The organism is Streptomyces sp. NBC_01451 (assembly GCF_036227485.1).
Classification (GTDB): Bacteria; Actinomycetota; Actinomycetes; order Streptomycetales; family Streptomycetaceae; genus Streptomyces.
In genome coordinates, this window is record NZ_CP109479.1 from 7,784,979 (window position 1) to 7,810,519 (window position 25,541).

Annotated in this window: 19 protein-coding genes and 1 pseudogene; 14 read left to right on the forward strand and 6 right to left on the reverse strand. The window is 71.0% G+C overall.

The annotated features are described in order from the left end of the window. Positions 1–2 precede the first annotated feature (2 nt). Both OG595_RS34315 and OG595_RS34320 read left to right on the forward strand, forming a co-directional pair. A complete protein-coding gene (locus OG595_RS34315; protein WP_329278881.1) occupies positions 3–1,610 on the forward strand; it encodes an MFS transporter in 1,608 nt (535 codons plus the stop codon). A 253-nt stretch (positions 1,611–1,863) separates the two neighbouring features. Then, on the forward strand, positions 1,864–3,060 hold the full coding sequence (locus OG595_RS34320) for an acyl-CoA dehydrogenase family protein (protein ID WP_329278883.1): 1,197 nt from the start codon (positions 1,864–1,866) through the stop codon (positions 3,058–3,060). A 38-nt stretch (positions 3,061–3,098) separates the two neighbouring features. Here OG595_RS34320 and OG595_RS34325 read toward each other — a convergent pair whose 3' ends face one another. Next, complete coding sequence (locus OG595_RS34325) at positions 3,099–3,542, reverse strand: cell division protein SepF (protein WP_329278885.1); 444 nt, start codon at positions 3,540–3,542, stop codon at positions 3,099–3,101. Between the two features lie 900 nt (positions 3,543–4,442). Here OG595_RS34325 and OG595_RS34330 point away from each other — a divergent pair. The 9 genes and pseudogenes from OG595_RS34330 (at position 4,443) to OG595_RS34375 (ending at position 18,546) form a co-directional block, all read left to right on the forward strand. Further along, the gene (locus OG595_RS34330; RefSeq protein WP_329278886.1) at positions 4,443–6,479 is read left to right on the forward strand and encodes an FAD/NAD(P)-binding protein; all 2,037 of its coding nucleotides are present in this window, start codon (positions 4,443–4,445) and stop codon (positions 6,477–6,479) included. Between the two features lie 52 nt (positions 6,480–6,531). Continuing rightward, entirely contained in the window at positions 6,532–7,665 is a 1,134-nt protein-coding gene (locus OG595_RS34335; protein WP_329278888.1) for an LLM class flavin-dependent oxidoreductase, read from the forward strand. 370 nt (positions 7,666–8,035) lie between these two features. Next, complete coding sequence (locus OG595_RS34345; RefSeq protein ID WP_329278890.1) at positions 8,036–8,836, forward strand: DUF1684 domain-containing protein; 801 nt, start codon at positions 8,036–8,038, stop codon at positions 8,834–8,836. A 201-nt stretch (positions 8,837–9,037) separates the two neighbouring features. Beyond that, positions 9,038–9,946 carry a S1 family peptidase gene (locus OG595_RS34350; RefSeq protein ID WP_329278892.1) on the forward strand — a complete coding sequence of 303 codons (909 nt, stop codon included), beginning with the start codon at positions 9,038–9,040 and terminating at the stop codon, positions 9,944–9,946. A gap of 237 nt (positions 9,947–10,183) precedes the next feature. Next, entirely contained in the window at positions 10,184–11,212 is a 1,029-nt protein-coding gene (locus tag OG595_RS34355) for a slipin family protein (protein WP_329278895.1), read from the forward strand. A gap of 242 nt (positions 11,213–11,454) precedes the next feature. Next, positions 11,455–12,534, forward strand: a pseudogene (locus OG595_RS34360) (S1 family peptidase). Positions 12,535–12,823: 289 nt separating this feature from the next. Next, a complete protein-coding gene (locus OG595_RS34365; RefSeq protein ID WP_329278897.1) occupies positions 12,824–16,324 on the forward strand; it encodes a DNA polymerase III subunit alpha in 3,501 nt (1,166 codons plus the stop codon). Between the two features lie 68 nt (positions 16,325–16,392). Continuing rightward, positions 16,393–17,439 (forward strand): DNA polymerase Y family protein, encoded by a 1,047-nt coding sequence (locus OG595_RS34370; RefSeq protein ID WP_329278899.1) that lies wholly within the window; start codon positions 16,393–16,395, stop codon positions 17,437–17,439. 210 nt (positions 17,440–17,649) lie between these two features. Beyond that, a complete protein-coding gene (locus OG595_RS34375) occupies positions 17,650–18,546 on the forward strand; it encodes an esterase/lipase family protein (RefSeq protein WP_329278900.1) in 897 nt (298 codons plus the stop codon). Between the two features lie 75 nt (positions 18,547–18,621). On the opposite strand, the gene OG595_RS34380 is transcribed toward OG595_RS34375, so the two are convergent. Both OG595_RS34380 and OG595_RS34385 read right to left on the reverse strand, forming a co-directional pair. Next, positions 18,622–19,650 carry a lytic polysaccharide monooxygenase auxiliary activity family 9 protein gene (locus OG595_RS34380; protein WP_329278901.1) on the reverse strand — a complete coding sequence of 343 codons (1,029 nt, stop codon included), beginning with the start codon at positions 19,648–19,650 and terminating at the stop codon, positions 18,622–18,624. 147 nt (positions 19,651–19,797) lie between these two features. Continuing rightward, positions 19,798–19,932 carry a hypothetical protein gene (locus OG595_RS34385; protein WP_275406918.1) on the reverse strand — a complete coding sequence of 45 codons (135 nt, stop codon included), beginning with the start codon at positions 19,930–19,932 and terminating at the stop codon, positions 19,798–19,800. A 137-nt stretch (positions 19,933–20,069) separates the two neighbouring features. Here OG595_RS34385 and OG595_RS34390 point away from each other — a divergent pair, with 137 nt between their 5' ends. After that, positions 20,070–20,657, forward strand: a complete 588-nt coding sequence (locus OG595_RS34390) for a class I SAM-dependent methyltransferase (protein ID WP_329278904.1) — start codon at positions 20,070–20,072, stop codon at positions 20,655–20,657. A 40-nt stretch (positions 20,658–20,697) separates the two neighbouring features. Here the strand turns inward: OG595_RS34390 and OG595_RS34395 are convergent, their stop codons facing one another. Together OG595_RS34395 and OG595_RS34400 are read right to left on the reverse strand one after the other, a co-directional pair. Continuing rightward, entirely contained in the window at positions 20,698–21,216 is a 519-nt protein-coding gene (locus OG595_RS34395) for a DUF402 domain-containing protein (protein WP_329278906.1), read from the reverse strand. Next, entirely contained in the window at positions 21,197–22,126 is a 930-nt protein-coding gene (locus OG595_RS34400; RefSeq protein ID WP_329278908.1) for a GNAT family N-acetyltransferase, read from the reverse strand. The genes OG595_RS34395 and OG595_RS34400 overlap by 20 nt, the downstream gene beginning before the upstream one ends. Before the next feature lie 71 nt (positions 22,127–22,197). On the opposite strand from OG595_RS34400, the gene OG595_RS34405 reads away from it, so the two are divergent. Further along, on the forward strand, positions 22,198–22,566 hold the full coding sequence (locus tag OG595_RS34405; RefSeq protein ID WP_319098479.1) for a GntR family transcriptional regulator: 369 nt from the start codon (positions 22,198–22,200) through the stop codon (positions 22,564–22,566). Between the two features lie 144 nt (positions 22,567–22,710). On the opposite strand, the gene OG595_RS34410 is transcribed toward OG595_RS34405, so the two are convergent. Next, the gene (locus OG595_RS34410; RefSeq protein WP_329278912.1) at positions 22,711–23,805 is read right to left on the reverse strand and encodes a DUF5925 domain-containing protein; all 1,095 of its coding nucleotides are present in this window, start codon (positions 23,803–23,805) and stop codon (positions 22,711–22,713) included. Between the two features lie 175 nt (positions 23,806–23,980). Here OG595_RS34410 and OG595_RS34415 point away from each other — a divergent pair, with 175 nt between their 5' ends. After that, positions 23,981–25,408 (forward strand): GH39 family glycosyl hydrolase, encoded by a 1,428-nt coding sequence (locus OG595_RS34415; RefSeq protein ID WP_329278915.1) that lies wholly within the window; start codon positions 23,981–23,983, stop codon positions 25,406–25,408. Positions 25,409–25,541 lie beyond the last annotated feature (133 nt).

A 25,541-nucleotide genomic window follows, 5' to 3' on the forward strand; every position in this document is an offset into this window, starting at 1 on the left:
ACATGTCCGGGACGACCACGGCTGCCGCAGCGCTGCGCCGTCGGGCGGCCGGGGCGAGTGCCAACCGCTGGGTCGTCCTGTTCGTCCTCTGTACGAGCCTGCTGCTCGTCGCGGTCGACGCGACCGTCCTGCACGTGGCGGTGCCCGCCGTCAGCGAGGACCTCCGGCCCGGCGCGATAGAGCTGCTCTGGATCGTCGACATCTATCCGCTGGTCTGCGCCTCACTGCTGATCCTGTTCGGCACGCTGGGCGACCGGGTCGGCCGCAGACGGATCCTGCTCCTCGGGTACGGACTGTTCGGCGTCGCCTCCGGCATGGCGGCCCTCGCCGACAGTGCCCCGGTACTGATCCTGGCGCGGGCGCTGCTGGGCGTCGGCGGCGCGATGATCATGCCTGCGACGCTCTCGATCCTCCGCCAGGTCTTTCCCGAACGGCGCGAACGGGCGCTGGCGATCGGTGTCTGGAGCGCGGTGGCCGCGGTGGGAGCGGCGGTCGGTCCGCTGCTCGGCGGCTTCCTGCTGGAGCACTTCTGGTGGGGGTCGGTCTTCCTCGTCAACATCCCCCTGATGCTGGTCAGCCTGCCCATCGGCAGGCTGCTGCTGCCCGAGTCGCGCGGCGAGGGGGGCGAGGGCCCGTGGGACGTGGTCGGCGCGCTGACGGCGGCGGGCGGCCTGTTCGGCGTCGTCCTGGGCGTGAAGCGGCTGGGCGGCGGCGAAGGGGCCGGGAACTTCCTGACGGTCGTGCCGCTGCTGGTGGGCGCGGTGCTGCTGGTTCTCTTCGTACGGAGGCAGCGGCGGCGTACGCATCCGCTGGTGGACCTGGGGATGTTCGCGCGGCCCGCGTTCAGTACGTCCGTCGGGTGCATCGTGCTGGCGATGCTCGCGCTGGTCGGACTTGAGCTGATCGCGGCGCAGTACTTGCAGCTGGTGCTGGGGCTTTCGCCGTTGCAGACGGGGCTGCGACTGCTGCCGCTGACGGCGGCGGCGATGGCGGCCGGGCTCGCCGGGGCCCGGCTGCTGCGGAGGTTCGGGCCGCGGACGATGGTGTGCGCCGGGTTCTGTCTCACCGCGGCGGCGGTCGTGCTGCTGACGGCGATGGGCGGCGAGGACAACGCGGGGCTGATGCTGTCCGGGTTCGTGTTGCTGGGCTTCGGCCTGGAGACGACGCTCTTCGGGGCGTACGAGTCGATGCTGAGCGAGGCTCCGGCGGCTCAGGCGGGCGGGGCCGCGGCGATCGGGGAGACGTCGTACCAGCTGGGCGCGGGCATCGGGATCGCTCTCCTCGGGAGTGTGATGAACGCGGCGTACGCGCCGGGGGTGGGGTCGGTGCCGGGGGTGCCGGCGTCGGCGTCGGCCGCGGCGGGGCATTCGCTGGGCGAGGCGTACGAGGTCGCCGGGCGGCTCGGGGGGCCCTCTGGAGTTGCCCTGCGGGCGGCGGCTCGGGACGCGTTCGTGCACGGGCTGCATGTGACGTTGCTGGTGAGCGCGGGGTTGTTGCTGCTGGGGGCGGTGATGGCGTTGCGGTTGCCGCGGGTGATGTGCGGCGGCGCCGCCGAGCCGGTGGCCGTGCCTGGCCCTCGGGAGGTCGCGGGGGCACGCGTCCCGGTGTGAACACCGCACTCTCCCACCCACGCACCACCCGTGACGGTCATCCGGAGGGGTGGACGTCTCCTGTGGAGTGCGGGAGCGTCGGAGGACGCCCACCTCGTCAGATGACAGCCACTGGAGGGCGCGGTGGGAAACGCTGTGGCGGGCGGTCGGGGTGGGTGAAAGCCCGCTGGACGCGCGTGCGCGCTCCGTCGTACCGTCAGGACCAGCGTCGTAACTAGCGGTGCTAGTTAATCGAGTTACCGGAGGGCTCCCTGTGGCCGAGTTCGCGAAGCTGCCCCCTTTCGACCCCGCCGACCCGCTCGGCCTCGACGACCAGTTGGACGCGGAGGACCTGGCGATCAGGGACACCGTGCGGACCTGGGCGGCGGACCGCGTGCTGCCGTACGTCGCCGGGTGGTTCGAGGAGGGTGGGCTGCCGGACATCAGGGGGCTCGCGCGTGAGCTGGGCGGCATCGGCGCCCTCGGGATGTCCCTCAAGGGGTACGGGTGCGCCGGTGCGTCCGCCGTGCAGTACGGCCTCGCCTGCCTGGAGCTGGAGGCCGCCGACTCCGGAATCCGCTCCCTCGTCTCCGTACAGGGCTCCCTCGCCATGTACGCCGTCCACAGCTACGGCAGCGAGGAGCAGAAGCGGCACTGGCTGCCGCGGATGGCCTCCGGCGACGTCATCGGCTGCTTCGGCCTGACCGAGCCCGACCACGGCTCCGACCCCGCCGGTATGCGTACGTACGCCAAGCGTGATGGCAGCGGCGGCGACTGGGTGCTCAACGGCCGGAAGATGTGGATCACCAACGGGTCGGTCGCCGGCGTGGCCGTCGTATGGGCGCAGACCGACGACGGCATCCGCGGGTTCGTCGTGCCCACCGACACCCCGGGGTTCTCCGCGCCCGAGATCAAGCACAAGTGGTCCCTGCGCGCTTCCGTCACCAGCGAACTCGTGCTCGACGACGTGAGGTTGCCCGCCGACGCCGTACTGCCTGACGTCACCGGACTCCGCGGGCCCCTCGGCTGTCTCTCCCACGCCCGCTACGGGATCGTCTGGGGTGCCATGGGCGCGGCCCGGTCCTGTTTCGAGGCCGCCGTCGACTACGCGAAGACGCGCGAGCAGTTCGGGCGGCCCATCGGGGGGTTCCAGCTCACCCAGGCCAAACTCGCCGACATGGCGGTCGAGCTGCACAAGGGGATTCTGCTCGCCCACCATCTGGGGCGGCGCATGGACGCCGGCCGCCTGCGTCCCGAGCAGGTCAGCTTCGGCAAGCTCAACAACGTACGAGAGGCCATCGACATCTGCCGTACGGCCCGGACGATCCTCGGCGCCAACGGGATCTCGCTCGAATACCCCGTGATGCGGCACGCGACGAACCTCGAATCGGTGCTCACGTACGAGGGCACCGTCGAGATGCACCAGCTGGTGCTGGGCAAGGCGCTCACCGGACTTGACGCCTTCCGCTGACCTGAACAACGGACGGCGGGGCCGGTGAGCGGCCTTGCTCAGCTCTGGTTGAAGAAGCCGTCCGCGCGGTGCGGCTGGGCCTCCCCGCTGACGATCTCCGTGTCGGCGGGGGTCAGCAGGAACACGCGGCTGGACACCCGCTCGATGGAGCCGCGCAGGCCGAAGATGAGGCCCGCGGCGAAGTCGACGACGCGCTTGGCGTCGGCGGCGTCCATGGCGGTGAGGTTCATGATGACCGGGACGCCGTCCCGGAAGAGCTCACCGATGGCGCGGGCGTCCCGGAAACTGTCCGGGGTGACCGTGCCGATCCGGCGGCCCTTCTCCTCGGCCACCTCGCCGGCGACCTTGACCCGGGGGTCCGTGACCCAGGCATCCCCGGGCTGCTCGGTCCCCTCGGAGTAGTCGTCGTCGTAGTAACGCTCGTCATCGTTGTTGTCGTCGACGAGGCCAAGCCAGGCACTCGCCTTGCGTACCGATCCCATGGACGCCTCCTCTCACAGCGGTCTCTCATGCATTCCGCATCCCTATGGTCATCCATGATGCGGATGGCGCGCCAAGTGAATAGACGCCGCGCGGGGGTTTCGTGACGGTACTGGTGCACAACCATTTCGTCGAGAGGCCCCGCGCCGCAAGGGTCTTGCCGTGTCCGACTGCTGACTGAGAGTGAAATATGATTCTTCGTGGCGTATGGGTGAGCGTTGGGACGTATGGGTGAATGGGCGTCCTGCCCGCTTTCCTGACGGATGCTCAGTCACAGTCGGCGGATGCCCAGTCGAGTCCGGATCACACCTGACGGTGGGTCAGTCCATGATCTCCGGCGGGGGGATCCGTGACTTCTCGATCGCCGGGCCGTGAGCATGCTTCGCCCGTGCCGGGCGGTCTCCCGGGCGGGCGCGGGGAAGAGTCGCGGGGAAAGGGCCGCGGGAAAGCGCGGAGGGAAGTGATGGGGCCGAGGAAAGAAAAAAGGGGGAGGTGCTTGAGGGGAGGGTGTGCGTGAGTGTGAAGGCGCGGATGAGGCGTGAGGTGTGAAGGTGTGCGGGAGAAACGCGAAAAGGCGCCCGGACGAGCGGGCGCGCAGGGGGTCAGCTCAACAGGAGGAGGACCACACTCGACCGAGGTCGATGTGGGAGCGTTTGACCAGCCACTGCTGTGGATGCATGGGGCAAGTGGAACAGGCATTCGGTGTGGCGTCAACCAACATGAGACGAACCGCTCACAGTTCGGACAGCCTTGACAGTGAGGGGAAACGTCCCCGTAAAGTCGTTGGACGGCCCTGCTGAGGGGCTCGGCCGTACCGTGCGCAATGGACCGCCGTATCGCGTCCTGCGACACCCGTGTGAAGGCGTCACCGTGTTCGACCTATCGCGTCGCGGAGCCTTTGCATGTCCTCAGAGATCCTGGCCGGACCGGCCTCACCCACAGACCCGGAACAGCCGCGTGACGCGGCGCCGCCGCCGACCCTTGTCATAGTCGGGGCCGGTCCGCGGGGGACCGGTCTTCTGGAGCGGATCGCCGCCAACGCGCCCGAGCTGTACGGGGATTCCGGCCTCGACATCCATCTCGTCGACCCCTATCCGCCGGGCGCCGGGCGGATCTGGCGCGAGGAGCAGTCCCCGCTGCTGTGGATGAACTCGCAGGCACAGGACGTCACCATGTTCACCGACGAGACGGTGGCCATGGCAGGCCCGGTGCGTCCGGGACCCACACTGCACGAGTGGGCGGACATCGACGGCCGCGTCTTCTCGGACCGCCGACGCCTCGGCGCCTACCTGAACTGGGTGTACGAGGACACGCTGGCCGCCCTGCCGCCCGGCATCCGCGTCCAGTACCACGTCGGTCGCGCCCTGCGGGTCGGCGGGCCGCGCGAGGGACGCCAGCAGGTGTGGCTGGAGGGGCGCGACCAGCCGCTGCCCGCCGACCTCGTCGTGCTGACGCTCGGACATCTCGATGCCGAACTCGACCGAGAGCAGAGCGAGTTGGCCGCCTATGCGCGGGCCAACGGGCTGGTCCATCTGCCACCCGACTTCACCGCCGACAGTGACCTGTCCGCGCTGCGGCCCGGTGAGCCCGTCCTCGTGCGGGGCTTCGGGCTGGCCTTCGTCGACCTGATGGTGCTCCTCACGGAAGGGCGTGGCGGACGCTATGAAGAAGACGGCGAAGGGGAGTTGGTCTACCGGCCGTCCGGGCGGGAGCCCGTGCTGTACGTCGGTTCGCGACGCGGGGTGCCGTACCACTCGAAGATCGGCTACGACTGGACCGGTGAACGGCCGCCCCTCCCAAGGTTCTTCGGGCCCGGCGAGGTGGACGCCCTGCTCGCGCGTCCGGACGGCTTCGACTTCCGGCGGGACGTGTGGCCGCTGGTGGAGAAGGAGTTGGGGTTCGCGCACTACCACCGGCTGTTCACCGTCCACCCCGAGCGCACCAGGGGTGCCTGGACGGACTTCGAGGAGAAGTACGTCGCCGCGAGCCGGGTGGAGCGGGAGGCGCTGGTCGCCTCCACCGTGCCCGATCCGGCCGACCGGCTCGACCTCGGCGTCCTCGACCGTCCGCTGGAGGGGGTGCGGTATCCGTCGTACGAAGCGCTTCAGGAAGGGCTGCGAGGGTACATCCGAGACGATCTGACCCGTCGTCACGATCCGTCGTACAGCCCGGACCTGGCTGTGTTTCTCGGGCTGCTCTCCGTCTACGGGCAACTGGTGCGGCTCGGTGACATCGGACCCTGGTGGCACGGCTTCTTCAGCTACCTCGCCTCCGGGCCGCCCGGACCCCGGCTCCACCAGATGCTCGCACTGTCCCGGGCCGGCATCCTCGACTTCCTCGGCGCCGACGTGACCGTCACCGCCGCGGACGGGGTCTTCCGGGCGAGCGGCGTCAGTGTGCCCGGTGCCTCGGTGGAGGCCCGCGCGCTCGTCGAGGCCCGGCTGCCGGAACCCACCCTGGAGCGCGCCCGCGACACTCTGTTGCGCGAGCTGTACAACGACGGGGCAGGTGTGACCTCCGAGGGGCTGCTCGCCGTGGACCCCGGTGACGGGCGGCTCCTGGACCGGGACGGCCGGCCGCATCCACGGCGCTTCGCACTCGGGCCGCACACCGAGGCGCGGGGCTCCGGCGCGTTCACCCGGCCGCGCACCGGAGGGCCCGCCTTCCGGCAGAACGACGCGACCGCGCGCGCCGTGCTGACCTTTCTGGGGGCCCTGGACGCCCGCGGGCCCGACGCCGAGTCCGGCGAGGACCGTGCTGCCGAACACCACGCCGATCGCGCGGTCGAACGTCGCGATGAACGTCGTGAGGAACGTGCTGTCGAACGTCGTGGCGGGCGGGGTGCCGATCGTGTTGCCGAGCGCGGTGTCGACCCGGTGGCCGAACCGGCGGTCGAACCCGTGATCGAACCCGTGGTCGATCACGACACCGCCGCATGAAGCCTTCCTGACGACGCGGGTGCTGTGACGCACCGACGAAAGGTTCATCCTCATGACCTCAACGCACGGCCGGGGGCTGCTGCACCTGGCCGCCGCCGTCGACCGGCCGGTGGCCGGGCAACAGGCACTGTTCGACGCCGGCCTGTACGTCGAGTCTGCGCGGCTCGCCGAGAGCGGCGGGCTCGACTTCGTGACGCTCGGCGACTCCTTCGCGCGCCCCGGCCCGGACGCGCTCGACGTCCTCACCCGGGTCGCGCCCGCCACCACGCGGATCGGTCTGGTGCCCACCGTGACCACCACCCACACCGAGCCCTTCCACGTCCAGGCGGCGGTGGCGACCCTCGACCGGATCAGCGGCGGCCGGGCCGGCTGGCAGCTCGACGTGTCGGCGACCGGGGCCGAGGCCCGGCTCTTCGGCCGCCGCCGTGCCGCCCCCGGCGACGAGCTGTGGCGGGAGGCCGGTGAAGTCGCCGACGCGGCGGCCCGCTTGTGGGACAGCGGGGAGGACGACGCAGAGGTGCGGGACATGGCGGCCGGCCGCTTCGTCGACCGGGACAAGCCGCACCACGCCGACTCCGAGGGCGCCACCTTCTCCGTCAAGGGCCCGTCCGTCGTGCCGCGGCCACCGCAGGGCCACCCCGTCCGTGTCGTCGACGCCACCGAGGGACAGGCCCGGCAGATCGCGGCCCGGTACGCCGACGTGGTGCTCGTCCGGGCGGTGAGCGCCGCTCAGGCGGGGGCCGTGCGTGACGAACTGCGGGTTGCCGCCAAGGACTTGGGGCGCGACCCGGACGAGCTGCGGGTCCTCGCGAGCCTTGTCGTCGACCTGGGCGGTGGCGAGCACGCGGCCGAGCCCGGGCACGGGGGCGGGGGTCCCCGGCCGAGCGCGCACGGCCCGCTGTACCGGGGCGGACCTGTGGACCTCGCCGAACTGATCACCGCCTGGCACACGTCCGGCGTCGTCGACGGCTTCCATCTCGTCCCCGCCGAGCCGCGCCGCGACCTGGAGCGGCTCGTCAACGCAACGGTGGCGCTGCTCCAGCACCGGAGCCTGTTCCGCACCTTCTACCCGGGCCGCACACTCCGGGAGCACCTGGGGCTGGCCCGGCCGGCCAACCAGTACGCGGGCCACCGTCGCCGCGACGAGCGCCCGGGAGTCCTTGGTCGGCGCCCCTCGGTCGGTTGAGTCGGTCGCCGACGCGCTTGAGGCGTTCGTACGAGAGGGCGCAGCCGACGGGGTCGTCCTCGTTCCGCATCCCGCCCCGGGCGGCCTGGACGAGTTCGTGGACCGGGCTGCGTGGACCGGGTTGTGCCGCTGCTCCAGGAACATGGCGCGTTCCGTACGGAACAGGCGGCGGCCATGCTGCGCTCGCGCCTCGGACCGGGCGAACCCGTATGGACGGGCTGACTGGGCGCCTACTGGGCGCCGCACTTACAAAGATGACATACAGGTTGTGTACGGGCCGCGCACGGAACGCGTGGTCCGGGGCGTGCGCCGAAGGCGGCGCACAGCGGGTTTCCAGGGAGTGGGCTGGCGTGGGTTCTGGTGTGGGTTCATGACGGTGGACGGGGCCGAGGCATGGCAGAAGTGGCACGAACGGCGCATCGAGACGGTGTCGGCGCCCTACGGGCCCCTCGCACTCGTCGGTACGCACTGGCTTGAGGGCTTTCCGGACGGTCGACTTCCGGCCATCCCGGGTCGGTGGACGGCCGACGGTGACGGGGTCCTCCTGGCAGCCGACGCCACGGACGGGCTGACACTCGACGGCGAGCCCTTCGCGGGGGAGATCCGGCTGGCCGCCGACGCCGGTCCGGCGGGCGCGGCCCGGGTCGGTCTCGGCGAGCGACGCCTGGTCGTACTGGTGCGCGAGGGCAGCTGGGGTGTGCGCGACTTCGACCCCGGCGCCCGGACGCGCACGGCGTTCAAGGGCGTCGAGGCGACCCCGTACGACCCGCGCTGGTCGGTACCCGGCCGGTTCACGCCGTACGACGGGCGGCACACCGTGCGTGTCACGAACGCGGACGGGCGCGAGCGCGGACTGGGGCTCGGCGGTGAACTGACGTTCTCGCTCGACGGGCAGGAGCAGACGCTGCGCGTGAGCGTCGAGGAGGACGGCACACTCTGGGCCGTCTTCGCCGACTCCACCAGCGGTGACGGCAGTTACCGCTTCCGGTTCCTGCGCCCCGCGGCCCCGGACGCCGAGGGGCGCACAACGGTGGACTTCAACCGGTCCCTGCTCCCGCCGTGTGCGTTCGCCGACCACTTCGTCTGCCCCTTTCCGCCGCCGGGCAATACGCTGGGCGTCGCGATAGCCGCAGGGGAGCGCGATCTCCGTCAGAACGCCGGGGTTCCTTGATCGACCCCTGTGGACAGTACGGGGTTGAACAACGTGAGGCCGAAAGGCGCCCTTGCGTCGACCGGTCGGACGGTCGAATACTCCCACCCAGCGCTTGTCAGGGTCACAGCATGTCCGGAACCCGGGCAGAACGACTCCGACTGCGCCTCACGGGCCCCGACCCCACGCGGGCCCCCGACTTCCCATGTGGAGGAACGACAAGTGAGGATCAAGCGCACCACCCCCCGCAGTGGCATCACGAGACGGACCCGGCTGATCGCCGTCAGCACCGGACTCGTGGCTGCCGCAGCCATCGCGATCCCCAATGCGACAGCCGCCGACGTCACCACCTTCAGCACCGCCCAGCTCTCCAAGGCGAGCGGCTCGGTACTCAAGGCCGACATCCCGGGCACCGCCTGGGCCGTCGACGCCAAGACGAACCGCGTTGTCGTCACCGTCGACAGTACGGTCTCCAAGGCGGAGATCGCGAAGATCAAGCGACAGGCGGGCACCACCGCCGGCGCCATCACCATCAAGAAGACCCCCGGCAAGTTCAGCAAACTGATCTCCGGCGGCGACGCAATCTATGCGAGTAGCTGGCGCTGCTCCCTGGGCTTCAACGTCCGCAGCGGCTCCACCTACTACTTCCTGACCGCCGGTCACTGCACCGACGGCGCGGGCAACTGGTGGTCCAACTCCGGTCGGACGACTCTGCTCGGCGCGACCTCGGGCTCCAGCTTCCCGACGAACGACTACGGGATCGTCAAGTACGCGAGCAGCTACCCCGTCAGCTCGATCTCGGGCACGGTCGGCAGCGTCGACATCACCAGCGCCGCCACCCCGTCCGTGAACACCACGGTCTACCGCCGCGGCTCCACCACCGGCATCCACAGCGGCCGGGTCACCGCGTTGAACGCGACCGTCAACTACGGCGGCGGCGACGTCGTCTACGGCATGATCCAGACCACGGTCTGCGCCGAGCCCGGCGACTCGGGCGGCCCGCTCTACTCCAACAGCGGTGTCGCCTACGGTCTGACCTCGGGCGGCAGCGGCAACTGCTCCTCCGGTGGCACGACCTTCTTCCAGCCCGTCACGGAGGCTTTGAGCGCCTACGGCGTCAGCGTCTTCTAGGGCCGGTCACGGCACCATCGGCCTCCGCACGGCCGACCGCACGATCAGTCCGACCTGCAGCCGGCAGCAGCAGGAGAGCCCCCGTACGCGACTCGTGTGCGGGGGCTCGCCCTTGTCCGCCCCACGGAGTTACCTTCGAAGTACAGGAAGAAGTGCGGGAAGCATCGGCAGAACGACAGGTACCCGCAGTACGGGAAGTCTCCCTGCGTACGCTCACTTCGGACCCTGGGGGCCGGCATGGTCGAGGAGCTGGTGACGGCGGGAGTCGCTGTCGCGTCCGCCGGAGTGCTGTACGTGACGGCTGCGGCGCGGGTCGTCAAACAGTACGAGCGGGGTGTGGTGTTCCGGCTCGGGCGGCTCTCGTCGCATGTGCGCGGACCCGGGTTCACCGTGATCGTGCCCTTCGTGGACAGGATCCGCAAAGTCAACATGCAGATCGTGACGATGCCCGTGCCCGCGCAGGAGGGCATCACACGGGACAACGTCACGGTCCGGGTCGACGCGGTCGTCTACTTCAAGGTCGTCGACGCGGCCGAGGCGGTCGTCCAGGTCGAGGACTACCGGTTCGCGGTCTCCCAGATGGCGCAGACCTCGCTGCGTTCGATCATCGGCAAGAGTGATCTGGACGATCTGCTGTCCAACCGCGAAAAGCTCAACCAGGGCCTGGAGTTGATGATCGACAGCCCGGCCATGGGCTGGGGTGTGCAGATCGACCGGGTGGAGATCAAGGACGTGTCCCTGCCGGAGACCATGAAGCGCTCGATGGCCCGCCAGGCCGAGGCCGACCGGGAGCGGCGGGCCCGGGTCATCAACGCGGACGCCGAGTTGCAGGCCTCGAAGAAGCTCGCGGAGGCCGCCGGAGTGATGTCCGAGCAGCCCGCCGCACTCCAACTCCGGCTGCTCCAGACGGTGGTGGCGGTCGCGGCCGAGAAGAACTCGACGCTCGTCCTGCCCTTCCCGGTGGAACTGCTCCGCTTCCTGGAACGGGCACAGCATCCGGCCGCACCGCCGGCACCGGCAGCGGCGCCCGCACCGGCGGCGGAACCGCAGGCCGCACCCTCGGCAGGGCCGACGAAGGTGATGCCGGCGCCGCAGGAAGAAGCGCGGCAGGAGATCGCCGAGCGACCAGAGCGGTCAGAGCGGTCAGAACAGTACGAGCAGCCCGAGCGGTCAGAGCAGTCCGAGCAATCGGTGCGGGAGCAACTGCCGTCCGCCGCTTCCCTGTTGGAATTGAACTCCAAGAGGTCGATTTCAAGACAGGACTAGACCTTACGGTCTGTCCACTCGTTACTCACACGTGGTGTTTGCGGTGCGAATACTTGTGAAGCAATTGCGAGATGGCCGTGGGCAGTCAAGGTGGGTCGGTGGGTGGGGCGCGGGTGCGTTTGTCCACGCGCGTCCTGAAGTCGGCCTTGTGTGCTCCCGAACGCCTCGGAACATTGGGTGGCGTTCCACCGGCAAGGGAGGTCCCCACAACCTTCTGTCGGACCCCCGCAGGAGGACGCGAGTTGAAGCACCGACGCGTGTCCGGGCGCCGTGCCACCGCGACAGGTGCGGGCATCACCGCACTCGTCGCCGCGGGATTGACCTTCCAGAGTGCGAACGCGAGTGAGGTCAGCAGGACCCCTGAACCCAAGGCCCTCTCGGTCCTGGCGGCCGGAAAGGTCGCCTCGGCACTCGGCAGGGACCTCGGCTCCGACCTCGCGGGAACGTACTACGACGCGAAGACGAAGAGCCTCGTCGTCAACGTGCTCGACGAAGCGGCGGCCCGGACGGTCGAGTCGGCCGGCGCCCGAGCCCGCATCGTCGAGAACTCCGTCGCCGAGCTCGACAGCGCCCGGACGACCCTGAAGCGGGACGCGACCATCCCCGGCACCTCGTAGGCGGTCGACCCGACGGCCGACAAGGTCGTCGTCACCGCCGACCGCACGGTCTCCGCGGCCGAGTGGACCAAGCTCGCCAAGGTCGTCGACGGACTCGGTGGTACGGCCGAACTCCAGCGCACGAAGGGGGAGTTCAGGCCCTTCATCGCCGCCCGCGACCCGATCACCGGCGGCGGTGGCCGCTGCTCGCTCGGCTTCAACGTGGTCAAGGGCGGCGAGCCGTACTTGCTGACCGCCGGGCACTGCACCGAGTCGATCTCGACGTGGTCCGACTCGTCCGGCGTGATCGGCCGGAACGAGTCGTCCAGCTTCCCCGGCAACGACTACGGCCTGGTCAAGTACACGGCCGACGTCGCCCGCCCGAGTCAGGTCAACCTCTGCAACGGCAGCTCCCGGCGGATCATCGACGCCGCCTCGGCCACCGTCGGCCAGTCGGTGACCCGCAGCGGCTCCACGACCCAGGTGCACTCCGGCACGGTCACCGGTCTGAACGCGACCGTGAACTACGGCAACGGCGACATCGTCAACGGGCTCATCCAGACCGACGTGTGTGCCGAGCCCGGCGACAGTGGCGGCTCGCTCTTCTCGGGCAGCACTGCGATCGGCCTCACCTCCGGCGGCAGCGGTGACTGCGGTGCGGGCGGGGAGACCTTCTTCCAGCCGGTCCCGGAGGCGCTGTCGGCCACCGGTACCCGGATCGGCTGACGCCTCTCCCGTCACGCGCCATCCCTCTCCCGGGCCGATCGGTCCGGGGCGGTCCCGCCCCTGGTTCCCGGGGGCGGGATTTCGTCGTTCGGCGAGGCCGTACCTGGGGGCTGCGGCAGCGTCCGCGGCCTTCGACCGTCCGTGGCCGCCCTTGATCAGGTCGCTGACCGGGGCCGATGGGGCTAGAGTGAACGAACCAATCGAACGGAAGTGCGAATCTCTATGAATCGGTTATCGAACTGGTGATCGATTAGGTGGCCGAAAAGGGGTGGAGTGATGGAGGTGCGGCATGACGGGCTTCGCCCATCTGCACGTCGCGTCCGGTTACTCCGCCCGCTACGGCGCCGCCCACCCCGAGCAGCTCGCCCGGCGGGCCGCCGAGCGCGGCATGGGGGCGCTGGCCCTCACCGACCGGGACACGGTCACCGGGGTCGTACGGTTCGCCCGGGCCTGCGCGAAGGAAGGGGTCCGGCCGGTCTTCGGCGTCGACCTGGCGGTGGCCGCCCTCGCGCCGCCGCCCCCGGACCGGCGGCGCCGTACCCCGGCGCGCGGCGGCGCCCATGTGGTCGAGCCGCCGCTGCGGTTCACCCTGCTCGCGCGGGACGGGGACGGCTGGGCGCGGTTGTGCCGGATCACCTCGGCCGCGCATGTCGGTACGGCGTCCGGCGCGGCGCCGGTGGTGGTGCCGTGGGAGGCGCTGCGTGAGTACGGCGGCCCCGGTCTGACCGTACTACTCGGCCCCCTTTCGGAGCCGGTGCGGGCGCTGGCGGTGGGCCGGGAGGATGTCGCGGTGCGGTTGCTGGCGCCGTGGAAGGAGATCTTCGGGAGGGGGATCCGGTTGGAAGCCGTCGCGCAGAAACGTTTCGGCACAGGTCCGGGCTCCCTGCGTCTCGCCGCCCGCACCCTCGCCCTGGCCGACCGCACCCGCACGACCCCCGTTCTCACGAACGCCGTCCGCTACGCCGACCCCGGCCAGCACCGTCTCGCCGACGTCCTGGACGCGGCCCGGCTGCTGCGGCCCATCGACCCGCGCCGGCTGGACGGCGGACAGCGGTGGCTCAAGGGTGAGAGGGGAATGGCAGTCGTCGCGCGGATGGTCGCCGAGTCCGCCGGAACGGACGTCCGAAGAGCCCGCCGCCTGATGGCCGACACCGCGGACGCGGCGGCCGAGTGCCGCCTCGACCCGGTGTCGGACCTCGGGCTCGGCACCCGCCACTTCCCGGAACCCGCGCTCTTCGGCGCCGAGCATCGAACGCATCGGGGGCATCGGGGGCATCGGGAGCATCGAGGGGACGGAGCGGACGGAGCCGCGCAGTTGCTGCGCCGGCGGTGCGAGGAGGGCCTGGCCCGACGCGGCCTCGACCACGACCGTGCGGCACTCGACCGGCTGGCCGAAGAACTCAGGGTGATCTCCACGCTGGACTACGCCTCGTACTTCCTCGCCGTCGGCCAGGTCGTCGCCGACATCCGGGCCAAGGGCATCCGTGTCGCGGCCCGCGGCTCGGGCGCCGGCTCGCTGGTCTGCCACGCCCTGGACATCGCCACCGCGAACCCGCTCGACCACCGCCTGCTGTTCGAACGCTTCCTCAGCGTGCGCCGCGCCTCACTGCCCGACATCGACATCGACGTGGAGTCCGCCCGGCGCCTGGAGTGCTACGACACGATCTTCGAACGGTTCGGCAAGGAGCGGGTGGCGGTCACCGCGATGCCCGAGACCTACCGGGCCCGCCGCGCCCTGCGGGACACCGGCCTGGCCCTCGGCATCGCGCCCGCGGACGTCGACCGGATCGCCAAGAGCTTCCCGCACCTGCGCGCCTCCGACATCACCGGCGCGCTCGCCGAACTGCCCGAGCTGCGTCAACTGGCCGCCGAGGCGCACCGGTTCGGGCCGCTGTGGGAGCTGGCGGAAGGCCTCGACTCCCTGGTCCACGGCATGGCCATGCACCCCTGCGGCGTGGTCATCAGCGACGCCACCCTCCTGGACCGGCTGCCGGTGCAGCCCACCCCGCAGGGCGACTACCCCATGGCCATGGCCGCGAAGGAGGAGATCGAGGCGCTCGGCAACATCAAGCTCGACGTCCTGGGCGTGCGGATGCAGTCCGCGATGGCCCACGCCGTCACCGAGATCGAACGCACCACCGGCAACCACATCGACCTCGACGACCCCCGGCAGGTGCCGCTCGACGACGTCTTCGCGTTCAAGCTCATCCAGGAGAGCCGGACCCTGGGCCTGTTCCAGCTGGAGTCGCCCGGCCAGCAGGATCTCCTGTCGAGACTGCAGCCCCGCGACCCGCAGGACGTCATCGCCGACATCAGCCTCTTCCGCCCCGGCCCGGTCGCGGGCGGCATGCCCGAGCGGTACATCGCCGCCCGGCACGGCGGCACACCGTCGTACGCCCATCCCGACCTGGAACCGGTGCTCGCCGACACCTACGGCGTGACCATCTGGCACGAGCAGATCATCGAGACGCTGTCCGTCATGACGGGCTGCGACCGGGCCTTCGCGGAGATCACCCGACGGGCGCTCGGTGACAACGGCCTGCTGCCCAGGATCAAGGAGTGGTTCCACGACCGGACACGCGCGCGTGGCTACAGCGCGGCCGTCCGGGACGAGGTCTGGAGGACCGTCGAGGCCTTCGGCGCGTACGGCTTCTGCCGCGCCCACGCGGTCGCCTTCGCCGTACCCGCGTTGCAGAGCGCCTGGCTCAAGGCCCACTACCCGGCGTTCCTGCTGGCCGGCCTGCTCGAACACGACCCCGGGATGTGGCCCAAGCGTGTCCTGGTCGCCGACGCCCGCCGGGGCGGCGTACAGGTCCTGCCCGTCGACATCAACCGTTCCCGGGTGAAGCACACCGTGGAGAAGGCCGACGGGGAGCAGTGGGGTGTGCGGCTCGCGCTGTCCGCGGTGCACGGCATCGGCGAGGACGAGTGCGCCCGGATCGAGGAGGGGCAGCCGTACGGATCGCTGTCGGACTTCTGGCAGCGGGGCCGCCCCAGCCGTCCGGTCGCCGAACGCCTTGCCGAGATCGGCGCCCTGAACTCCCTCCACGACGGACGCCTCACACGCCGCGACCTGCTGCTCCAGATCGCCGAACTCCATCGCCAGTCCCGCACCCGGTCCGCCGGCAAGGGCCAACTGCCCATCGAAGCAGGGGCTGTTGGTGGAGTGGAGCCGAGCGGCCTGCCCGAGATGACCGGACGCGAGGCCCTCAGTGTCGAGCTGAGCACCCTCGGCATCGACGTCTCCAGGCATCTGATGGAGCACCACCACCGTCTTCTGCGTGAGATCGGCGCGACCGACGCGGCCCATCTGGCCGGACTGCGCGCCGGTCAGCAGGTCCTGGTCGCCGGGGTACGGGCCTCCACCCAGACCCCGCCGATCGCGAGCGGCAAGCGGATCATCTTCGTGACGCTTGAGGACGGCTCCGGCCTGGTCGACCTGGCCTTCTTCGAGGACTCGCATCCGGCGTGCGCGTACACCGTCTTCCACAGCGGGCTGCTGCTGGTGCGCGGCACGGTCCAGGTGCGCGGCACCCGTCGTACCGTCGTCGGCTCCATGGCTTGGGACCTCGACGAGATCGCCGCCGCCCGCCGCGACAACGGCCCCCAGGCCGCTCTCGCCCTCCTCGGTGCCGCCCGCCCGCACCCGACGCCCGCCCAGCCGCAGCGGACCCTGGCCAACGGCAGTACCGGCGCCCGTCTGCATCCGTACGCCGACCTCCAGCCCGCCGGCACCCGCTCGGCCGACCTGAAGAAGTTCGGCCATCGCAGTCCGGGGAGCGCGGGATGAGCGGCACGGGCAGGACGGGCAGGACGAGTGAGACGGGCGGGATGAGTGGGACGAGTGAGACGGGCGGGATGAGTGGGACGATCGCACGGCAGCGGTACATCGCCCATCTCCACCTTCATCTCCATGCCGTACCGACCGAGGCCTGGTACAGCACTGCAATCGAACTGATGTCCGACATCACGCCGCACGTCCAGGCCGTCCCGCCGAACGCCGTCCAGCTCGACCTGACCTCGGCGCTCCGCTACTTCGACAAGTCCCCGTACGACGTCGTCCAGATGGTGATGCTCAGGCTCAAGGGTCTGTACGGCATCGACTGCAGTGCCGGGCTCGCGGGCAACCGCATGCTGGCGGCGATGGCGGCCGACGCCTCCGCGCCGGGCGAGACCACCTGGGTGTCCGCCGAACGGGCCGCCGACTGGCTGGGACCGCGGCCGGTCACCGCGCTGCCCGGGGTCGGCCGCGCCACGACGGAACTGCTCGGCAGGTACGGCCTGCACACCATCGGTCAGGTCGTCGACCTGCCGGCGGGGACCCTCCAGCGACTTCTCGGCGCGGGCCCCGCCCGGCTGCTGGCCGAGCGTGCGCGGGGGCACGACCCCCGTCCGGTCACCCCTTCGGAACCGGCGGCGCAGCTGGTCGCCGACCTGGTGCTGGCCCGTGACTGTCTGGACCCGGCGCAGCAGCACCGGGCGGTTCTGGAGCTCGCCGACCGGATCGGCGGGCGTCTGCGCGGCGAACGGCGGACCGCCGGCCGGCTCACCCTCACGGTGCGGTACGCCGACCGCAGTTCCACCACACGTACGCGCGTGCTGCCGGAACCCACCGACCACTCACCCGCCCTCGCCTCGGCCGCCCTGGGTCTGCTGGCCGCTCTGGGGCTGCAGCGGGCGAGAGTCCGCGCCTTCGTGATCCGTGCCGACGCCCTGGTGCCAGCCGACGGTTCCCACCGTCAGCTCTCCCTGGATCCCGGCGACGCCCGCGCCCGCGCCGCCGAAGCGGCCGCGGACCGTGCCCGGCGGCGCTTCGGTCCGGAGGCCGTACGGCCGGCCGCGCTGGCCCTGGTTCCAGGGACGGCCCGGAGCGTGGCCGCGGAACCGGATCCGGCGGGCGGATAGTGCCCCGGTGTCATTGGGCGGGGCGTGAGACCGAGCCGAGCGTGTCGGCCCATTATCACGACCTCCAGCTACAACGGGAATTTTTTACTGACGCGTAACTTCCCCCGTTGCGCTACTCGCCCGTAACTTGACAGATGAACAACATCCAGTGATCCGGATCACAGGGCGTAGAGCCGTCGTAACTCCCTTGAGCCGCAAGGAGATCACTCGATGCTGCCCTGGAAACGCGCACTCAGACCTCTCGCCGCACTGCTGCTGGCCGCCGCGGCCACCGCCGTGCCCGTCGCCACCGCGCAAGCCGAATCACAGACCCAAGCGCAGATCGAAACGCAAGCCGAGTCCGCCTCCAGCAGGGGCTGGAACGACTACTCCTGCAAGCCGTCCACCGCCCATCCCCGCCCCGTCGTCCTCGTCCACGGCACCTTCGCCAACGGAGTGGACAACTGGCTCACCCTCGCGCCGTACCTGGTGAACCGCGGTTACTGCGTCTTCTCGCTCGACTACGGCCAACTGCCCGGCGTACCCCTCTTCTACGGCCTGGGCCCCATCGACAGGTCGGCCGAGCAGCTCGCCGCCTTCGTCGACAAGGTGCTCGCCGCGACCGGCGCCGCCGAGACGGATCTCGTCGGTCACTCGCAGGGCGGCCTGATGCCCCGCTACTACCTCAAGTTCCTCGGCGGCGCCGCCGAGGTGCACACCTTCGTCGGTATCGCGCCCAGCAACCACGGCACCACCCTGAACGGCCTCACCAACCTGCTGAAGTACTTCCCCGGGGCCGACGACCTGCTCACCACGGCCACCCCCGCCCTCGCCGAACAGGTGGCCGGGTCCGCCTTCCTCGCCAAGCTCAACGCGGGCGGTGACACCGTCCCGGGGGTCAGCTACACCGTCCTCGCGACCCGGTACGACGAGGTCGTCACGCCGTACCAGAGCCAGTTCCTGAGCGGCTCCGACGTACACAACGTCCTGATCCAGGACCTGTGCCCGCTGGACCTCTCCGAGCATGCCGCCATCGGACTGCTCGACCGGATCGCCTTCCACGAGGTGACGAACGCCCTCGACCCGGCGCACGCCACCGCCACCACCTGTCTGTCGGCGGTCGGCTGACCCCGGTCGGGGATCGTCCGCCGGGGCGTGGCCGGCCTGAGCCGCCAGCCATGCCCCGGCGAACGGAGTGACAGGTCAGCGGCCGGATCGCCCGCCGCCGCCCACCGCGCGTCGGCGGACCGGGAGGAACAGGGCGGCGGCGCCCAGCGCCAGGGCGCCCGCGCCGCCCATCGCGAGGTACGCGGTGCCGGAAGTGCCCCCGGTCTCGGCGAGGTTCACCGCGGAGCCCGCTGCCTTCGGCTGCGCGACCGGCGCGCTGACGGACGTGGCGGAGGATGTACCGGCCGCCGACTCGGCCGCCGTCTCCGCATGCCCCGTGTGCCCGACCGTCGACTTGTCGGCGCCGTCCTCGATCTGTTCCTCGGAGGGCGCGGAGGCGCTGCTCGACGCACCGCTGACCGCGCCTTGGCCGGTGCCTTCCGCCGGCCCTTCGCCCGCGCCCGCACCTGTGCTTGCCCCCGCACTCGCGCCGAACGTCACGTCGGAGCACGAGTAGAACGCCTCCGGGCTGTCCGAGCGCTGCCAGATCGCGTACAGGAGCTGCCTGCCGGAGCGTTGCGGCAGAGTGCCGGAGAACGTGTAGAAGCCGCCCGCCGCGACCGGGTCCGTCGCTGTCGCGACCGGGTGTTCGAGGTCCAGGTCGGCCCAGGACAGGGGCTGGGCCGGGTCGTGGCCCGCCTTGGTGAGGTACACCACGAAGGTGCCCTTGTGCGGGGCGGTCACCCGGTACCTGAAGGTGTACGGGCCGGCGCGCACCCCCGTCGCCGGCCAGTCGGCGCGGGCCAGGTCGAGGCCCCTGAACTCGTCGTTGCCCGCGCTGCACAGCTCGCCGTCCGCGATCAGCGCGTGGTGCCGGCCGCCCGCGTCACCGATGCGGATGCCGTTCCAGTCGTAGAGCGCCTGGGTACCGCCCGCCGCGACCGCCGCCCGGCACGCGGCCGACGAGGGATGCTCGGGCCCCTCCGCGTAGCACTGGGCGACCCTGCTGACCGGGTCGCCCATGGAGCCGTGCGCGGACGCGGGCGTGGCGCCCAGAGCGAGCGTGGCGAAACCGAGGCCGGCGACGGTGGTGATCACGGCGGCCGTGCGGCAGCGTGCGGGCATGCGGGATCTCCTCGCAACGGTCGATCGGGGGCGCTCTGCAAACTAGCCCCAGGAAACCGCTGAATCGCCTGCTGGAGGCGGGTGGGGGAGATCCTTATGGTCGGCTTAAGGAAGGGTTCGGACTGCCCTCAGGTAGAGCGGGCGGCCTCAGCCGTCCGGCCACCAGGTGCGGGCGATGTCCTTGCGGACCTCGGGACGCTCGGTGGTGCGTTCGTCGGCCTCTTTCCGCACCCGTCGGGTGTCGGACTTCTTCAGGGGCTTCTGCACGGTTACGCGGCGCATGGCTGCCTCCTTCGGTCCACCGGGTTCCGCGTTTTCACGGGGATAGACCATTTCCGGGAGGGTGACTCATCGGCGCCGGTCTGTCAGTGGCGGCGGTCACGATTCGATTGTCAGTGGCGGGTGTCACTCTTGGCCCCATGACGGACACCGACTGGGACGCTGAAGCCGCCACCTTCGACGACGAGCCCGACCACGGCCTGCGCGACCCGCTCGTGCGCGAGGCCTGGGCGGCCCGGCTGCGCTCCTGGCTGCCGGACCGCCCGGCCGACGTCCTCGACCTGGGCTGCGGCACCGGCAGCCTGTCCCTCCTGGCGTCCGAACAGGGACACCGCGTCACCGGTGTGGACGCTTCCGCCGTCATGGTCGAGCACGCCCGGAGCAAACTGGCCGGCCGCGCCGCGGTGTTCCTCGTCGGCGACGCGGCGGCGCCGCCGGTCGGGGAGGAGCGCTTCGACGTCGTGCTCGTACGGCACGTCCTGTGGGCCCTGCCCGACCCCGCGCGCGTGCTGCGCCACTGGCACGGGCTGCTCAGGGACGGCGGGCGGCTGGTGCTGGTCGAGGGCGTGTGGGGGACGGTCAGCCCGGTCGGCATACCCGCCGACACGCTCACCGCACTGCTCGCACCCCTCGCCGCGGACGTCCGGGTGGAGCGGCTGTCCGGCGACGCACGGCTGTGGGGGCGCGAGGTCGAGGACGAGCGGTACGCGGTACTGGCCCAGCCGTAGACACGCGAGCAGGTTGAGAAGCGGCTTCGGGCGAGCGGGTTCAGATGAGCAGCGCCTCGAAGCCGCCCTCGCGTGCCAACGACTCCAGTTCGTCGAGGGCCGCCACGGCGGCGGACGCGGCCCGCGGGTCCGACTCCGTCAGACCGCTCTCCTCGAACTCGTCCTCGTCCAGCCGTCGTACGTCCGTGCCGTCCGCGGAGCGCCACAGGTCCAGGTCGAGATCCTCCACGACCAGCTCGGTGCCGGCGAGCGTGGCCGGGCGGGCGATGTCGCAGTACCAGCCCTTCAGCGTGCCCGTCGCGTCCCGTACCTCCTTCACGGAGTACCAGCGGTCCCGCCAGTAGTACTCCGTGAACACGTCGCCGGGCTCGAAGCGGACGAAGCCGAAGTCACGGACTCCGTCGGTGGCCCAGGCGGCGCGTACGGCGAGGCGTGTGCCGTCGTCGTGGAGCAGCTCGGCGGGGTAAATGATCTTCGTGCGGCCCGCCTTGACCAGGACGACGTTCACCGTGGGTGGGGAGGGGGATGAGGCTGTGGCCTCAGGCGAGTTCGCGGACATACCGCACCTCCGTTGCGCAGATCTCGTATCCGAACCAGTTGTTGATGGCGATCATCGGGCCGTTCCCGGCGTCGTTGCCGGTGAGGGCCTCCGTGTACCCGGCGGCGCGGGCTCGGTGCAGGGAGTCGTTCTTGGCGAGCTTCGCGAGGCCGCGGCCACGGAAGTCGCGGGCGGTGCCGGTCATCACGGTGCCGTAGCGGGTGCCGCCGTCGGTACGGGCCGCGCTGAAGGCGGCGGGGCGGCCGTCGACGACGGCGACCGAGGTCAGCTCGTGGCTGAGCAAGGGGTGCTGCCACGTCTCGCGGAGCCAGGCCTCGTAGTCCGTGAACTCGTAGTCCACATCGCTCGGTTCGTCCAGCGTCGTCTCCGCGTCCAGGTCGAACAGCGGGCGCGGGTCGGCGGCGAAGTCGGCAGCCGTGCGGAGTTCGACGCCGGGCGGGGGGTCCTGGAGCGGGGGCAGTTTGCCGTTCGCCAGGTCCAGGCGCAGAAAGTGCGCGCTGCGGCTGGAGCGGTAACCGTGGAGTTCGGCGAAGGCGCGGTTGCCGGGGGCGTCCAGCACCCAGGAGAAGGACGTCGTCACCCCCGCCGCCGCGAGGTGCCGCTCGGCGGTACGGACGAGGAGCGCACCGGCGCCACGCCGGGTCCGCTCCGGGTGCACGTACACGTTGACGTACCCCTGGCCCGGCTCCGGGCTGTCGTGGACGACCGCGGTCTGGGCGGTGCCGATGACCTCGCCGTCCTCCTCGGCGACGAGTGCCCGGTAGTGGGCGTCGGGGTGGGCGTGCGCGATGTCGTACGCGACGGCCTCCGGCGTGAACAGGAGGTAGGGAAGCGCGATGCGCCGGACGTGCGCGAACGCCTCGATGCCGGGCCGGTCTTCGGTGCGAAGGGCACGCACGGTCACTGTCATGAACTCGGACGTTACGCGGGGGGACAGGGAGGATGCCTCTCATTTTCCGGCCCGTACGGGACAATCGCAGCGTGACCCTGAAGATCCGCATCGACGACAGCGCGCCGCCCTACGAGCAGGTCCGCGCCCAGATCTCCGAACAGGCCCGGGCCGGGACGCTGCCGGTGGGGTACCGGTTGCCCACTGTGCGAGGGCTTGCCGAGTCGCTCGGTCTTGCTGCGAACACGGTCGCGAAGGCCTACCGGGCGCTGGAGTCGGACGGGGTGATCGAGACGCGGGGGCGCAACGGCACGTACATCGCTGCCGCGGGCTCGGCTGCGGAGCGAGGCGCGGCGGTTGCCGCGCAGGCTTACGCGGAACAGGTTCGGCGGCTCGGGCTGGGGGAAGGGGCGGCACTTGACGCCGTCAGGGATGCCCTGCGGGCGGCCTATCAGGGGTGAGAGAGGTGGTGCTTCGGCTGCGGCGCGATGGGCGCTTGTCGCGCCGTTCCCCGCGCCCCTTAACAGCCTGCGGTTGCCGGTGTGTTCGACGCGGCGCCCTCGAAGGGCCTGCGGTTTGCTCCGCCCCTGTGCACGCCCCGGCGACTACAGGTACAGGCCTGCGTCCGCTCCCTCTCGCTGGTCCGGGACCATGGTCGGGGTCGTGCCTCTGCGCAGGGCGTACAGCTCGGCCAGGGTGGCGCCCTCGCGGGTGATCCCCTCCTCCGTGCCCAGCCAGGTTGTCGCCTCCCGGTGGGTCAGGGGGCCCACCTCGATGCGGGCCAGGCAGCGGCCCGGGCGGACGACGGCCGGGTGGAGGCGTTCCAGGTCCTCGTTGGTGGTGACGCCCACCAGGACGTTGCGGCCCTGCCCGAGCAGACCGTCCGTCAGGTTCAGGAGACGGGAGAGTGCCTGGCCCGCCGTGTGCTTCGCCTCGCCCCTGATCAGCTCGTCGCAGTCCTCCAGCAGGAGCAGCCGCCAGCGGCCCTTGCCCGTGCCGTCCTCCTCGCCGATCGCGATGTCCATCAGATAGCCGACGTCGGAGAAGAGACGCTCGGGGTCCAGTACGCAGTCCACCTGGCACCAGTCCCGCCAGGAACGGGCCAGCGTGCGCAGCGCGGATGTCTTGCCGGTACCCGGCGGGCCGTGGAGCAGCAGCAGCCGGCCCGCGATGTCCTCCGGTGTCGTCTTCATCAGGCCGTCCATCGCGTCCGCCACCGGCGCGGTGTAGTTGGCGCGGACCTCGTCCCACGTGCCTGCCGAGATCTGGCGGGTCGTGCGGTGCGGGCCCCGGCGCGGGGACACGTACCAGAAGCCCATCGTCACGTTCTCCGGCTGGGGTTCGGGCTCGTCCGCCGCGCCGTCCGTCGCCTGGCCGAGGACCTTCGCGGCCAGCTCGGGGGTGGTCGCCGTCACCGTGACGTCGGCACCCCGGTTCCAGCGGGACACCAGGAGGGTCCAGCCGTCGCCCGCGGCCAGGGTGGCGCTGCGGTCGTCGTCGCGGGCGCTGCGCAGGACGCGGGCGCCCGGCGGGAGAAGCGTCGCCCCGGACCGTACGCGGTCGATGTTCGCCGCGTGCGAGTACGGCTGCTCGCCCGTCGCGAAGCGGCCGAGGAACAGCGCGTCGACGACGTCGGACGGGGAGTCACTGTCATCGACGTTGAGCCGGACCGGCAGCGCGTCGTACGGGTTCGCGGACATGCCGCCATGATCCGGCACCCGGCCGCCGAGTGCACCCGGTTTCCGCGTTGCGCGCCGAGTGTCGGTGAGTGCGGTGCCTTCGCCACGCGCGTCCGATACGTCCGGGTCCTGTTACCGGGCTGTGCACTGCGGAGGTCTGCCCTCCGCCCGTACCCCGCCGTTACTGTTGCCCTTGATGGGACGTCATGGGTGGAATTCGGGTGCTCGGCGGTGGCAGCTCACCGCCCTGCTCGGTGTGGGGGCCGCCGCGCTGGCCCTGGTCCTGACCCTGCTCAACACACTGCCGTCGAACGGCGGCAGCACCGCGGGCACCTCCCGCGACGGCGACAAGGTGCACGGCACGCCCCCGGCCTCCTCGCCCGCGTCGTCGGAGCCGGACGTCGGATGGGGCTTCACCCACACCCAGTTCAGCGCCGACGAGGGCAACGCGGCGGCCGTCGGCCGGGTCGAGGGGCTCCTCTCCAAGAACGCCGGGATGCCGCAGAACCAGCACATCATGGGCTGGGGCGCCGGCAACCCCGAGCCGGTCAAGGGGCGTTACGACTTCACGGAGATGGACCGCCGCATCGACTTCATGCGCGCCACCGGCGCTACCCCGGTGGTCACCCTGTGCTGCGCCCCGGACTGGATGAAGGGCGGCAGCTCCGGCTCCGACAACACGGACTGGAGCCAGTCCGCCTTGGAAACCGCCCCGGAGCGCGCCCACTACAAGGACTTCGCCGCGCTCGCCGCGACCGTCGCCAAGCGCTATCCCGACGTACGCCACTTCATCGTTTGGAACGAGTTCAAGGGCTTCTGGAACAACACCGAGGCGCGCTGGGACTACGAGGGCTACACCGAGCTGTACAACCTGGTCTACAAGGCGCTGAAGAAGGTCGACGAGGACATCATGGTGGGCGGTCCGTATCTCGTCATGGACAGCCTCGACCCGCGGCAGAAGGCGGACGCCTCCGCGACGTTCAAGGGGCCCTGGGGTGCCATGGACCAGCGGATCCTCGACGCCTTCGACTACTGGAACACACACAGGGCGGGTGCCGACTTCGTCGTCGTGGACGGCTCCAGCTACACCAAGGACGACGAACTGCTGCCCGACGAGTTCGCGGCGACCGACAAGTTCACCGCCGTCGGGAAGTGGGTGCGCGCTCGGACGGACGGGCTCCCGCTGTGGTGGGCCGAGTACTACGTCGAGCCCGCCGACAGCAACGACGACCGGGCGGGCTGGTCCGAGACCCGCCGCGAAGCCGTCCAGGCCGCCGGCCTGATCGCGATGGCCAAGGGCGGCGCCTCCTCCGGCTTCTACTGGAACCCCGAGGAGGAGACGGGCACCGACTGCGCGGGGTGCCTGTGGACGCCCACCTCAGGTGGTGGCGGGGGGACGGCACTTCCCATGTACGACCTGGTCACCCGCTTCGGCGCCGCCTTCCCGCCGGGCACGGAGTACCGGACCGTGCCGGTGGCCCCGGACGACCGGCCCAACGTGCGCGTACTCGCCGACGACAAGGCCGTCCTCGTGGTCAACACCCTGGACCGGCCGATCGACGCACAGGTCGACGGGAAGCGGTTCGGGATGGGCGCGTACGAGGTGAAGTGGCTGAACCGGTGAACCGGTGAGCCAGTCGGTCAGTTGGCCGGTGAGCCGGTTAGTGGCTGAGCCACTCGGGCGGCCGGCGGGGCGGGCCGGTCGGTGGCCGGGCCGCTCAGCCACCCAATGTGTGAGCCACTCGCCCGCCGAACCA

Coding starts and splice junctions, on each gene's coding strand:
- OG595_RS34315 (WP_329278881.1), top strand. CDS start 3: ATGTCCGGGACGACCACGGCTGCCGCAGCGCTGCGCCGTCGGGCGGCC.
- OG595_RS34325 (WP_329278885.1), bottom strand. CDS start 3,542: ATGGGATCGGTACGCAAGGCGAGTGCCTGGCTTGGCCTCGTCGACGAC.
- OG595_RS34330 (WP_329278886.1), top strand. CDS start 4,443: ATGTCCTCAGAGATCCTGGCCGGACCGGCCTCACCCACAGACCCGGAA.
- OG595_RS34335 (WP_329278888.1), top strand. CDS start 6,532: ATGACCTCAACGCACGGCCGGGGGCTGCTGCACCTGGCCGCCGCCGTC.
- OG595_RS34345 (WP_329278890.1), top strand. CDS start 8,036: ATGACGGTGGACGGGGCCGAGGCATGGCAGAAGTGGCACGAACGGCGC.
- OG595_RS34355 (WP_329278895.1), top strand. CDS start 10,184: ATGGTCGAGGAGCTGGTGACGGCGGGAGTCGCTGTCGCGTCCGCCGGA.
- OG595_RS34365 (WP_329278897.1), top strand. CDS start 12,824: ATGACGGGCTTCGCCCATCTGCACGTCGCGTCCGGTTACTCCGCCCGC.
- OG595_RS34370 (WP_329278899.1), top strand. CDS start 16,393: ATGAGTGGGACGATCGCACGGCAGCGGTACATCGCCCATCTCCACCTT.
- OG595_RS34375 (WP_329278900.1), top strand. CDS start 17,650: ATGCTGCCCTGGAAACGCGCACTCAGACCTCTCGCCGCACTGCTGCTG.
- OG595_RS34380 (WP_329278901.1), bottom strand. CDS start 19,650: ATGCCCGCACGCTGCCGCACGGCCGCCGTGATCACCACCGTCGCCGGC.
- OG595_RS34385 (WP_275406918.1), bottom strand. CDS start 19,932: ATGCGCCGCGTAACCGTGCAGAAGCCCCTGAAGAAGTCCGACACCCGA.
- OG595_RS34390 (WP_329278904.1), top strand. CDS start 20,070: ATGACGGACACCGACTGGGACGCTGAAGCCGCCACCTTCGACGACGAG.
- OG595_RS34395 (WP_329278906.1), bottom strand. CDS start 21,216: ATGTCCGCGAACTCGCCTGAGGCCACAGCCTCATCCCCCTCCCCACCC.
- OG595_RS34400 (WP_329278908.1), bottom strand. CDS start 22,126: ATGACAGTGACCGTGCGTGCCCTTCGCACCGAAGACCGGCCCGGCATC.
- OG595_RS34410 (WP_329278912.1), bottom strand. CDS start 23,805: ATGTCCGCGAACCCGTACGACGCGCTGCCGGTCCGGCTCAACGTCGAT.
- OG595_RS34415 (WP_329278915.1), top strand. CDS start 23,981: ATGGGACGTCATGGGTGGAATTCGGGTGCTCGGCGGTGGCAGCTCACC.